General features: G+C 46.9%; 9 protein-coding genes. 4 read left to right on the plus strand and 5 right to left on the minus strand.

What is annotated here, in order from left to right; translation table 11 throughout:
• Window positions 1-177 precede the first annotated feature (177 nt).
• The 3 genes from AC1DFM_RS24400 (at window position 178) to AC1DFM_RS24410 (ending at window position 2920) form a co-directional block, all read left to right on the plus strand.
• Complete coding sequence (locus tag AC1DFM_RS24400; protein ID WP_477079384.1) at window positions 178-1176, plus strand: hypothetical protein; 999 nt, start codon at window positions 178-180, stop codon at window positions 1174-1176.
• A gap of 130 nt (window positions 1177-1306) precedes the next feature.
• Entirely contained in the window at window positions 1307-2500 is a 1194-nt protein-coding gene (locus tag AC1DFM_RS24405) for a macrolide family glycosyltransferase (RefSeq protein WP_477079385.1), read from the plus strand.
• Between the two features lie 39 nt (window positions 2501-2539).
• On the plus strand, window positions 2540-2920 hold the full coding sequence (locus AC1DFM_RS24410) for a nuclear transport factor 2 family protein (RefSeq protein WP_477079386.1): 381 nt from the start codon (window positions 2540-2542) through the stop codon (window positions 2918-2920).
• Between the two features lie 102 nt (window positions 2921-3022).
• Here the strand turns inward: AC1DFM_RS24410 and AC1DFM_RS24415 are convergent, their stop codons facing one another.
• The 5 genes from AC1DFM_RS24415 to AC1DFM_RS24435 all read right to left on the minus strand — a co-directional run bounded on the left by AC1DFM_RS24415 (window position 3023) and on the right by AC1DFM_RS24435 (window position 9863).
• A complete protein-coding gene (locus AC1DFM_RS24415; RefSeq protein ID WP_477079387.1) occupies window positions 3023-4249 on the minus strand; it encodes a hypothetical protein in 1227 nt (408 codons plus the stop codon).
• A gap of 22 nt (window positions 4250-4271) precedes the next feature.
• Window positions 4272-4718 carry a hypothetical protein gene (locus AC1DFM_RS24420; protein ID WP_477079388.1) on the minus strand — a complete coding sequence of 149 codons (447 nt, stop codon included), beginning with the start codon at window positions 4716-4718 and terminating at the stop codon, window positions 4272-4274.
• A 329-nt stretch (window positions 4719-5047) separates the two neighbouring features.
• Entirely contained in the window at window positions 5048-8188 is a 3141-nt protein-coding gene (locus AC1DFM_RS24425; RefSeq protein ID WP_477079389.1) for an efflux RND transporter permease subunit, read from the minus strand.
• A gap of 79 nt (window positions 8189-8267) precedes the next feature.
• Entirely contained in the window at window positions 8268-9398 is a 1131-nt protein-coding gene (locus tag AC1DFM_RS24430) for an efflux RND transporter periplasmic adaptor subunit (protein ID WP_477079390.1), read from the minus strand.
• A gap of 177 nt (window positions 9399-9575) precedes the next feature.
• The gene (locus tag AC1DFM_RS24435) at window positions 9576-9863 is read right to left on the minus strand and encodes an ArsR/SmtB family transcription factor (protein ID WP_477079391.1); all 288 of its coding nucleotides are present in this window, start codon (window positions 9861-9863) and stop codon (window positions 9576-9578) included.
• A gap of 452 nt (window positions 9864-10315) precedes the next feature.
• On the opposite strand from AC1DFM_RS24435, the gene AC1DFM_RS24440 reads away from it, so the two are divergent.
• Window positions 10316-13471, plus strand: coding sequence for a SusC/RagA family TonB-linked outer membrane protein (locus tag AC1DFM_RS24440; RefSeq protein WP_477079392.1), 3156 nt, complete (start codon window positions 10316-10318; stop codon window positions 13469-13471).
• Window positions 13472-13489: the final 18 nt, after the last annotated feature.

Below are 13489 nucleotides of genomic sequence, written 5' to 3' on the forward strand. Positions count from 1 at the left end.
TTACGCTGCTTTTGCTATTATTCGTTTCTAAGAGTAGTCATATTCATTTTGAAATTTTACTTATCTTTCATCTCTTTACTACAAAACAAAAATTTATAACATCAGCTCTTACTAAATCTCTTTTACTTCTTCTAATCACTCCCGACAATCACTTACCTGACAATATAATATATGCTTATGCGCAACACGATTTTCATGCTGATGCTGTTAATCTGCAGCACTGCTAAATCGCAATCTATTCCCCCGGGCATGAACGGTGTACCCGCCTGGTTTGCTGCCTGGGACTTTATTAGTCAAAATAAATTCGGTTCATCTCCTACCATTCCGACCATCTTCCTATACGATGATTCGTTGTATTATACTACCAGTTCCCTGGCAGCAAGCGACCAACCCTTCTCTGCTCCGGGCCCGGGTGGGAAACTAATGAAATGGTATACCGGCGCCCACAAAGGAACATTACGCATCCCGGATGGGCAATCAGTTCCACTGGGGCTCATGTCTTTTGCAGCATCAGATTCAACGGGGCATCCCTTCTTCGTCATGGCCGCTCCCGGCTTCTGGAAAAACGCCGGCGTACAAAGCAAGGAATTGGGCCTGGAAAAGCTTATTACCGCTGTATTCTTACATGAATTCGCGCATACCCGTCAACAGCAAGGAATGGGCGCCACGGTAACCGCTATTGAGCAAAAGCATCCTTTCCGCGATCCTCCGCTTTCAGATGATATCGTTCAACATCTTTTCCAAAAAGACAGCGTATATGTGGAGAGATGGAAAAAAGAAACCGACCTTTTTTACCAGGCGGCGTTTCATCCGGACCAGCGCACCGCCAAAAAATTGACCTGCGATGCGCTGCAACTGTTGCACCAACGGCAAATCAATTATTTCACTGGTGACAAAACTATTTTACGGGAGCTGGACGACATCTTTCTTACCATGGAAGGACTGGGACAGTTTTCAGGTTTTTACTGGCTGCAGCATCCTGCTGGTGCAGGATTTCCTTATGCCACTGCGGTAGAAGGAATGCGGCGTAAACGAAACCAGTGGTCTCAGGAAGAAGGACTGGGCATGTTCCTTATCCTCGACAAAATAGGCCTTAAAAACTGGGAACAGGATGTATTCTCCGATCATCCGAAAACAATTGTGCAACAGCTTCACACGGCTTGCGGCTGCCGGTAAGAGAAATTTGAATTGGGACGGCAGGTTAAATAATGAATAAGTGCGACAAAACGTGTCCCGTAATGGATATTTTTTGGAACAATTAATATAGATTTGGGAAAGATATCACTCCCATATTGGACTATAAGATATGCCCACTTACGCTTTTTTCAATGTTTCCGCATATGGCCATATAAACCCAACGCTCCCGATTGTGGCAGAGCTAAGCAAACGTGGACATACCGTTTACTATTTTATCGGCGAATCATTCGCTGATGCTATAAAAAAAGCAGGCGGTATTCCGGTTATATTAGCAGGCACGTCACGAACGCCACACACAACGCCACCGGGGGACAAAGAGATTGCGCTTTTACCGTTTTTAATGGCGCGTGAATCGCCACGTGTGGTACCGGAAATAGTGGAGCAATTAAAAAGCATTCAACCTGACTGCATTGTTTTCAATACCATGTTGCTGTCGGTCAGACTTGCCGCACGGATATTACAAATACCCACGGTCGGGTTTCGGCCATTTCATAGTGCCAGGGAGCAGCAAAAAAAGATGGAAACTTTTACCGATCCAAATTTCAAATCACTTGCAGATGCTGCCCATCAAGCTATTAAATCCGTCACAACATCATACCAACTTCCGGATCTTACCCTTTCCGAAGTGTTTTCAGAAGTACCCGGACTAACGCTGGTATTTCTACCAAAAGCCTTTCAGGTGGATGCCGCACAATTTGACGAACGCTTTTTATTTGTAGGGCCATCCTTTATAGAACCGCCACCAATGGCCTGGCCGGTGGCCTCCAACAATGACACACCCGTCATCAAGGTCTATATTTCGCTGGGAACGCTACGAAATAATGAACCTGATTTTTACCGAATGTGTTTTCGGGCTTTTGCAGCACAGGAATGGAGTGTAGTCATGTCCGTGGGAGATCAGATCGACTTATCTGCGCTGGCACCTATTCCCGATAATTTTGTTGTAAAGCCTTCCATCCCTCAGACTGCGCTACTACCACAGGTAGATGTTTTCGTTACCCACGGTGGCTTGAACAGCACTATGGAAAGCCTGTATTACGGCGTTCCGTTGGTGGTGCTACCATCCATACAGGAACAGGTAAGAACAGCAGAACGGGTAAAGGATTTGCACCTCGGCCTTGTTCCCGACCGTACAAATTTCACTGCTGAAGCGCTTCGTGAGGCTGTTACCACCGTATTCGAAAGCGAATCAATCAAACAGGCGATAGAAAAGATAAAAGACTCCATCCGTAGCGCAGGCGGCTATTTGCGTGCTACTGATGCTATTGTTGCATTCCAGAGAAAGATGTATCTTAACAGTTGAGAAGAAATTAGATTAATTTATAACCAAAAAGAAAAAACCATGGAAACATTAGCAAAAAAAATCGACGTAGAAGACGAAAAAAATTTGATCCAACTTACGCTTAACGACTATCTCCAGGGCCGCCCGGTAATCGATATGGAAAGGCTCGGTAGAGCGTTTCACCCGGAGGCATACATCAGGACTGTCATCGAGGGAAAGTTGGTTCAGTGGACACTGGCTCAATATCTTGACCTCGTTGCCAAAGCAACCGTACAGGAATGCCAGCCCGAACTCCTTTCCTATACCTGGGATGGAGACACCGGATCTGCCCACGTACAATTGACTTTTGACACCTTTCGGTTCATCGACCGGTTTAACCTGATAAAGCTAGACGGGAAATGGCTGATTATGGACAAGGTCTCTTATAGACAAGAATTATAGTAAGCCGTTATTAGGTAAACGTTATAAAGAAACCGCCGGGTGGCGGTTTCTTTATTTTATAAAACCTTGTAGCAGCTAATGCGATATATCGTACCCCGGGGATTAGAAGCGCCAGGTGGCTCCTATACTGAGCCTGAAATTATTTTGAGTAGCGCTGGAAAAGAAAGTAGGCATGTAATCTGCCTGAAGCAAACGGATGCCAAATGCTTTACTCAATGGCCAATCCAGTGCTACACCGATATTTGGTGTGAATGAATGCTGGGTAGTGCGGTCACTGTTGAATCCACTGGATGTAAATTTATAGGAGTAGGTTGAAATGCCGAATAACGCATGCGTTGAAAAAATAAGACGCGGATGGGGCGTAGTAATTGGCAGGTACGTAATCCCCGCTGTTATATTCCATTGCTGGTAGTGGGTTGTAAATTCATTTTGTTTATCATTATGAAAATAAATGCCCACATCCAGGGTAGCACCAATCTTTGGCGTAAAAAAACGGGTATACTCTCCGGTACCCCCAAAGCTGCCATAATGGAGATCTTTATCGCCAAAGTGTACATAACTGGGTCCTATAAAAATCAGGTTCTTTGGAAAATAATTTAAATGATAATTATTACGATGAGGAGGGCAACAAGCCTCCGGACAATTGTTTAAACCTGCTTTTTTCACTACATCCAGGATATTGTCGCAGGATAGTTCGGGGGTCAGGGTGGCCATCAGGTCATTTTCATGACCGGAGCAGGGTTGGCCACAACGTATCTGTGCGGCAGTGGCGGTACAACAGTCACCCCCATCCGGATCAGGAGGAGGCACACAACTAACCTCCACCCTGGATGTTTGTGTGATAGTATCATACACCCGGGAGCAGTATTGATCCTTTAATCCAGCCAGGTGCAATACTTCATGGCAATAAGTTCTTGGAGGCTCATTCCTTCGCCAGGTACCCGTTTTCGGGCCACCATTTGGCGTGCCAATATGTGCATTGGAAGGCAGTCCGTCGTTATCGATCATCGTGATATGGTGAAACGATTTTTTATCATCGTCGCTGAGCGTAGACCATTTCTTCACATTAACATGACTGAGTACCTGACAACCATTGGATGCATCATTTTCACAGGGTATGACACATTTTTTAGCATAACATGCCTCCAGCTGCTCACGCACAGCAATTACATCCGCATCTGTTCCATCTATCCCAATCTGCAGTATAACATGTACTGTACAACCATTGTCTTTATCACGTTCTACCGTGGTAGCATGATTTTGAACGGCACAACTCTGTACCAGCAAAAACCCGGCAAATGTTAATGCCAGGAAAAGTATGTACTTCATGGTAAATTATTTTGGGGAGAGGTTATTGACCGTAATTAATCCTTATGCCACGCGGTGCGAGAATGGAATTGAGCTGTGCAACAAGCTCACGAACAGCAGGAATATCTGTATTCAACAATTCTACACTATGCTTTTGGCCTGCGCTGTTCAATGATAAAAAGATACCGGCGCCATCTGCAAGGTCTCCATTATACTTCTCTCGGAGATTAAAGAAACCTACCTGCTTCGCCTTGTCTAAAAAAGACGATAGCTGGGATACCGGAATGTCGAATGAAGAAGAATCCTTTACCGGCCCTTGTATATCCTTCAAATAGAATACACAATGTCCCTGCTGGTCGATAAACAGGTTTTGATTGGTTCCCCACGGTGCGCGGGAACCGGCATTTACCTGCACCACTACCTGCGACCTGGCAGTGATGGCAATAAAGATGCTTCCCAGGATTAAAATGCCTTTCATGTGCTTAATCATAGCAAACAGTTGATCGTAAGTGAATAGTAAGGGGGATAATTGGGGTAATGATATAAAAGCTCCTACTAAGATTAACAGCAAAAAAACAGAAAAGTTTACCTAAAAACAGGTTATTACAACAATCTTATTTACTACCTAAACATAATTTGCATTCCTATCTATTCAAACATTCGTAATTCAGCATTTTCAGAGGAAACACAGCACCGTAGAGGATATAAAAACAATTCTATTTTTAAATTATTATATACTTTTTATAACTGACCTGATATTAACATAATAACAAAAGTTGACAGCCACACATACTGTCAACTTTTGTTACTATGTACGTTTTATCTTACCTCAGGTGTAACTTTTTCATGCAGATAACGGAACACCACAAATAATACCGGTATGATAAAAAGGCCCAGCACCACGCCGCTCAGCATTCCCCCGGCGGCGCCCACACTAATAGAATGGTTCCCCTGAGCCGCAGGCCCTGTAGCGCGCATCATCGGAATCATTCCGGCTATAAAAGCGACAGAAGTCATGATAATTGGCCGTATCCTTGCCCGTGCGGCTTGTATGGCCGATGATACCAACGACTTCCCTGTCTGCCGGCGTTGTAATGCATACTCTACTATCAGGATGGCGTTCTTTGCCAACAACCCAATCAGCATGATCAAAGCTACCTGCACATAAATATTGTTATCAATGCCAGCCATCCGGATAGCCACAAACACGCCGATCACGCCTGTTGGCACTGACAACAGCACTGCCAGCGGCATAATATAACTGTTGTACTGGGCTGCCAGCAGGAAATACACAAACATCAGCGATAACAGGAAAATACCAACCGCCTGGCCACCAGAGGCTATTTCTTCTTTCGTCACACCGGAGTATTCATAGTCGAAACCAGCAGGCAATTGCTGCGCCACCTCACCCACTGCCCGGATCGCATCACCGGTGCTATAGCCGGGTTTAGGCATGGCTATTATACCAATGCTGTTAAAAAGATTGTACCGGGTGATGGTTTCAGGGCCCAACACCTTTCGTAGCTCCACCAGCGAATGAATAGGTACCATTTCCTGCATCGCATTTTTTACGTATATCCCTTCCAGTGAGTAAGCCCCGGAACGGTCTTCCTTTCCTGCCTGTACCATCACCCTGAAATATTTTCCGAAGCGATTAAAATCAGATACCTGCACACTTCCGAAATAGGCCTGCATCGTTTGCAGGATATCCTTCTCACTTACCTGCAACTGCGCTGCTTTATCATCGTCTATCTGCATGTCCAGCTGGGGATAGTCGGCGCGGAAAGAAGTAAACGCCATCGCAATCTCTTTTCTTTTGTTAAGCGCTTCGAGGAATTTCCCGGACACCTCTCCAAATTTATCCAGGGAGCCGCCCGTTCTGTCCTGCAGTACAACATCCAGGCCTTCCACATTGCCAAATCCAGCTACCGTGGGTAGTGTAAAAACGATGAATTGCGCCCCCTTTACGGCTTTCAGACGCTGCCGCATCTCGTTCATGATGTCATTGACACTATTATTAGGGCCTCGCTCACCGTCTTTTTTAGGCATATAAAACGTGGCGCCAGAAGAAGGACTGGTAGCCCCGGTGAAGATATTGACACCCGAAACAACGTTAAATATCTTCCTGGACTCCATCGGTCGTATGGCATCTGCCACCTCCTTCAGCACCGCTTCCGTTCTGTGCAGGGAAGAACCTGGAGGCAGGTTTACCGCCACCACACAAAAGCCGATATCTTCAGAAGGGATAAAGCCGGTGGGCGTTCTACGCATCAGTATCACCATGCTTACTATCACCAACAATAATCCTGTAAGACTGGCCCATTTATGTTTTATCAGCCACTGTAAAGCTTGCCCATAGCGACTGGTCATTCTTTCAAACCCGGTATTAAAACCCGTGAAGAAGCGTTGCTTAAAAGTAGTCGCCGGCCCTTTGACCGCAGTTTTCTTAAGAAATAATGCACTCAGCGCCGGACTCAATGTCAGCGCATTTACGGCGGAAATAAAAATCGCGATAGCCAGTGTAAAGGCAAACTGGCGGTAAAACACGCCTGCGGAACCTTTCATGAATCCTACCGGTAAAAAAACCGCTGCCATCACCAGGGTAATAGAAATGATAGCGCCGGTAATTTCATGCATGGCCGAGAAGGTGGCCTCGCGCGGCGACAATGTTTCGTGTTCCAGCTTGGCATGAATAGCCTCCACCACCACAATAGCATCATCCACTACAATCCCGATCGCCAATACCAGTGCAAACAATGTTAACAGGTTGATGGAAAACCCAAACATCAGCATAAAAAAGAAAGTGCCGAGAATAGCCACCGGCACTGCAATAGCAGGGATAAGCGTGGAACGGAAGTCCTGCAAAAACAGGAACACCACGAGAAACACCAGTATAAAAGCTTCTATTAGTGTATGTATTACCTGGTCTATCGACTGATCCAGCATTTCCTTAGTATGGAGTAATGTTTGCTGATGCAACCCTTCAGGAAACTTCTTTTCCGCCCTTCGCATGAGTTCCTCCACCTGTATCTGTATTTCCCGGGCATTGGAGCCGGGCAGCTGCCACACGCGGAAAGTGATAGCGGGTCTGTCTACAACATCCGCGGGTATGCCATTCAGCGTATTAAAGCTGCCATAGGTATAAGATCCCAATACTACTTTGGCGATATCTTTTAATCGTAGTAAGGTACCGTCGGGATTGGTGCGGATCACCATATTTTCATAGTCTTCCGGCCGGCTGTATTTCCCTTGATATCTGATCACGTATTCAAAAGCAACGGGGCTGCTTTCGCCGACACGGCCGGGTGCAGCTTCCAGATTTTTGTTTTGGATAACCGTCATCACTTCCTGCGGCGTGATACCATACGTCGCCATTTGCACAGGATTCAGCCATATTCTCATGGCATAATCATGATTGCTACCATATACGTCTACATCACCTACACCGGCGATACGACGTATTTCCGGGATAATATTGATCTGGGCGTAGTTAGTCATGAAGGTGGGATCATAACCTTTATTTTCATCACCATACAGGTTGAGCACCATCAACAGACCATTCTGCGCCTTCCGGGTGGTGATGCCTGCCTGCACTACTTCCGGTGGCAGTGAGCCGGTAGCCGAAGCGACTCTGTTCTGCACGTTTACAGCTGCAATATCAGGGTCTGTACCCAGTTTAAAATAGACGGTAATGGCGAGTGAGCCATCATTACTGGAAGATGAGCTCATGTAGATCATGTCTTCCACGCCATTGATGGCTTCTTCCAATGGCGGTGCTACCGAACGTAATAAGGTGCCTGCATTTGCTCCGGGATAATAAGCCCTTACCTGGACCATTGGCGGCGCGATATCCGGGAAACGTTCTATAGGCAGACTTTTCAGTCCCACCACGCCCAGTATCACCAGGAGAATAGAAACAACGGTGGCCAGCACTGGTCTTTCAATGAATTTTCTAAACATCGTTTATTTTTTTGAAGACAATAAGGGTCCTTGTCAGGATGCTTTGTTCCTGACAATCGAATGTTACGGCGAGAAGTGATTACCGGGCTTGTGCCACCGGTGCTGATACCGGGAGAATTTTCATCCCTTCCTGCAGGGTTTCGAGGTTCTCCAATACGATCCTGCTCCCCTTCTCAAGGCCCTCGCTGATGAGATAGTGATTGCCGACGGTGCCGGAAATGGTGATCGCTCGTTTATGTACCCTGCTGCTGTCGTCTACGGCAAAAACAAAAGTCTTATCCTGCACATCCAGTGTGGCAGCCTGGGGAATAGTAAGCGCCTGTTGGTCGGTAAACTGCAGCCTTATTTTTCCGGTGTTGCCGGAGCGCAGCAAGCGTTCTTTATTCGGGAAGGTGGCCCTGACTGTGATGGCGCCAGTGGTTTTATTAAAGGCGCTATTGACCATATCCAGCTGCCCTGGCGAAGTATATTCTTCCCCACCGGCCAATGTGAGGTATACGAGTGGTGCGCTACGCAGCTTCTCTTCGATATTGCTGCCGGGAAGATGTTGCTTCCATGTAACAAATTCTCTTTCGCTCAGGGAGAAATAGACATGCACTTGTCGTATATCCGATAACGTTGTCAGCTCTGCTACATCATTGACAGCCAGCAAACTACCGGCTTTCTTATTGAGGCGTCCGATATAGCCGCTGAATGGTGCGCTGATGATGGTATACCCCAGGTTGATGGTGGCATCCGCCACTTGTGCCTCGGCTTCTTTCCTCCTGGCCAGGGCGAGATCGTGATGGACGATAGCGGTTTTGAGTTGTTGGTCGGACACCACGTTATTTTCTACCAGCGGAGTTATTTTCTCTATGTCCAGCTGTGTATTGGCTACCGCCGCCCTGGCTGCCAGCAGTCCGGCATTAGCCTTATTCAGTTGTTCCCGGTAAGTGAAATCCTGTATCTTAAAAAGTGGCTGACCGGCAGCTACTAAGGTCCCTTCATCGACATAAATTTTTTCCAGCACCCCACTTACCTGGGGCCTTATTTCCACGTCGGCGCCCCCTTCTACGGTGGCAGGATATTCGTTGCGGATGGTGGTAGCACCGCTGCCCACCCTGGCTACTTTCAGCGATGGTATCGTTGTGGGCGCAGCAGTTTGCTCTCCCGATGAGCATGCAGATAGCAGCACTACCAGGCATGGTAGTGTAAAAGCAGTTGTTTTCATAAAAAATGTTTATTTTCTTTCAGCATGTTCAACAAATCGATATATATCGATTAGTTGAACATATAAGCATCTATTTTTAAGATAATAAAAAACTATAAATCTATAAATATCGATTGGTTATCTACAAAAATATCCATCGATAAAACGAAATGTATCGATGGATTATTGCTTAAAAAATCAGTAAACGAAACTGTTCAGATAAAAAGCATATTCGCCAAATGATTCCTTATTGATTCTGTATTTGGTATTACGTCCGTCTTTTTCAAAAAAGAGTAGGTCAGCATCCACCAGCTGCTTTAAATGATGGGAAACAGTGGATTGCGCGAGATTAAACATTTCTATCAGCTCCATACACACCATCCAGTCATTCTTCTTTTTGATAGCTTCCACTATTTTAAGGCGGCATGGATCTCCCAATGCTTTACTCATCCGCTCCAGTTTTCTGCTATCGATGCGCTTGTTCATGCCTGCAATATTAATCGATAATTATCGATTTAAAAAATCATTTATACATCTCCCTACATCCCTATCCAAACAGGTGGTGTTTTTTCCTTTCTCTCCTCAAAAATGGTCAAAAAAGTGCAGGTAATATCTTCTAAAGTGTTGGTTTGTTCGCCTTATTTAAAAGAATTTTGCTTTATACAATCCATAGATATCCGCTATCAACCGATGTTTCCGGTACTTCCCGATTGGCCTAACCAACGCCGGGGGTAGGCCGTTTGTGCCGGTCCGGCGAAGAAGTAAACCGGACGAAAGGCGACGGAACTGATAGCTAAATATTCGCCTGAAATAGTATAGAAAAATATATTGAATATCAACCGAAATAGATTTCAACACGCCTTTAATTGCCGGATACTGGCCACCGGCAACTGAAGATGCCTATCACCACTTACATTAAATGCAAACAGTAAAGCATAATGAAAAACTCGACGTTATTACTAACGCGCACCCTCTTTGTCTTCTTTAAAAAAAGTCCACGTTACAAGCAGTGCTTATTACTGCTGCTGATATTACTGCAAAGCTCCCGGCTATCCGCTCAGCAACGCAGTATCATCACCGGAACAGTGGCTTCATCAGACGACAATTCCTTCATTCCCGGCGTCACCATTCAGGTAATGGGCACCTCCCGGGGAACCACTACCAATGAGCAGGGGAAATATTTTATTGAGGCGCAAAACGGCGACTCCCTTATCTTTCGTTACGTCGGATACATTGAGAAACACATGAAAGTAGGAGTCCAAACTACTTTAAACATTACATTACAATCCGTATCCAGCCAACTGAAAGATGTGGTAGTAGTAGCTTTCGGCACAAAAAAAAGGAATGATGTAGTAGGCTCCGTTACCACCATCCGGCCGGCCGACCTGAAAGTGCCCTCCAGTAACCTGACCACCGCACTCGCCGGCAAAGCTGCCGGTGTGATCGCCTTCCAGCGAAGCGGGGAACCGGGTCAGGACAATGCGCAATTCTTTATCCGCGGCGTCACTACTTTCGGGTATAAGAAAGATCCATTGATACTCATCGATGGCGTGGAGCTCACCACTACCGATCTTGCCCGTCTCCAGGTAGATGATATCGCCAGCTTTTCTATATTGAAAGATGCCAGCGCCACTGCCTTGTATGGTTCACGGGCCGCCAACGGCGTGATCCTCGTCACTACCAAAGGAGGAGCCATCGGGAAAGCCCACCTGGCCTTTCGTATAGAAAATTCATTTTCTGCCCCCACCAGAAATATTGAACTCGCAGATCCGGTCACCTATATGAAACTGGGTAATGAAGCAGTGCTTACCCGCGATCCGCTAGGCATTCTCCCCTACTCCGAAGAGAAAATTGAGAATACCGCCGCAGGTACTAACCCGATCGCCTATCCGGCGAATGACTGGAGAAAAATCATGTTTAAAGATTATACCTCTAACCAACGCGCCAACCTGAGCGTAAGTGGCGGCGGCGGTGTGGCCAGGTATTATGTATCCGGCGCATTAAACCGCGATAATGGCCTCATGAAAGTAGACCATCGCAATAACTTCAATAACAATATCCGCCTGAATAGCTACAGCCTCCGGTCTAACGTGGATGTAAACCTCACCCGTACAACGGAAATGACGGTACGCCTTAGCGGCAACTTCGACGATTATACCGGCCCGCTCGATGGCGGCGCCACCATGTTCCAGAAGGTAATGCGCGCCAACCCCGTGTTGTTCCCGGCATTTTACCCTGTGGATGATGCACACCGCTATGTGAAGCATATTATGTTCGGTAACTACGATCAGGGCCAGTACATTAATCCGTATGCAGATATGGTGAAAGGTTATAAGAATTACTCCCGTTCCCTGATGCTGGCACAATTGGAACTAAAGCAGAACCTGAAAGCCATCACGCCAGGTTTGGTAGCCAGCGCCATGATGAATACCAACCGGACGTCGTACTTCGATGTAAGCCGCTATTACAACCCCTTCTGGTATAAACTGGATGCCTACGACAAATTATCAAACTCCATCTTTACGACTAATATCAATCCTAACGATGGTACGGAATACCTGGGCTATAACGAAGGCGGTAAAACAATCAGCACCTCCTTCTACCTGGAGTCCCGCCTGAACTACGACCGGAGCTTCGATAAAAGTGGCGTAAGCGGCATGGTGGTATTCATGGCGCAAAGTCGTCTGAACGCCAACGCCGGCGACCTGCAGCAGTCGCTCCCCTTCCGCAACCTGGGCTTATCCGGCAGGCTCACGTATGACTACGACAAGCGTTACTATGCAGAGTTCAACTTTGGGTACAACGGGTCTGAGCGGTTCGACAGGCACCACCGCTTCGGCTTCTTCCCCGCCTTCGGGGTGGCATGGACTGTTTCCAACGAGTCCTTCATGAAGCCCCTCAACAACGTGATCACGAATATGCGGTTCCGCGCTACCTATGGTATCATTGGAAATGATGCAATTGGTTCGCCGCAGGACAGGTTCTTCTATCTCTCGAATGTGAAGATGAATGACGGCGACAAAGGCGCGGTCTTTGGGCGTGATCCTGGCACCCTTTACAGCCTTCCCGGTATTTCCATCTCCCGGTATGCCAACTCCGATATCACCTGGGAAACCGCTAAACAACGGAACATTGCCCTGGATCTGGGGTTGTTCAACAAACTGAATTTTACGGCAGAATTCTATTCCCAATACCGCGATCATATTCTCATGACCCGGAAATCTATTCCCGAATCGGCGGGCTTTGCGGCTCCTGTTATGGCCAATGTGGGCGTAGCTACTGCTGGCGGGGTGGATTTGTCGCTCGACTATAAACAGTTTTTCCGGAATGATTTCTGGGCTGCTGTCATGGGCAACTTTACCTATGCCACCAGCAAATACAAAAACTACGAAGAGCCGAAATACGCAGAGGCATACCGGTATCGGGCAGGGCAGTCCATCAATCAGGCTTTCGGCTACATTGCAGAGAAGCTGTTTGTAGACGACGCAGAAGCACTCAACTCCCCCAAACAGAACTTCGGCCCCTACGGCGGCGGTGATATCAAATTCCTGGATGTAAACCATGACGGACAGATCACAGAAGCCGACATGGTACCTATCGGTCATCCTACCGTACCTGAAATCGTATATGGGTTCGGGTTTTCTATAGGCTATAAAAACCTGGACTTCTCCACATTTTTCCAGGGATTGGCCAACGAATCCTTCTGGATAGATCCTGATGCCACCTCTCCTTTTAACCAACAGAATCAATTGCTGAAGGCGTACGCAGATAGTCACTGGTCGGAGGAACATCAGGATGTACATGCACTCTGGCCCCGTTTGAGCCCCAGTACCAATTGGAACAATGCGCAGCCCAGCACCTGGTTCATGCGTGATGGCACCTTCCTCCGGCTGAAACAAATTGAACTGGGGTATACGCTACCGAAGCGCTGGCAGAAAAAGATGCATACCTCTTTATGCCGCATTTACCTCAATGCCACCAACCTGCTCAACTTCAGCAAGTTCACGCTGTGGGACGTGGAAATGGGTGGAAACGGCCTTGGATACCCGGTACAGCGCGTGGTGAACATAGGACTGAATATCAATTTTAATTAATCGCCGGCCTGCCACCGG

Source organism: Chitinophaga sp. 05T412 (assembly GCF_056396465.1).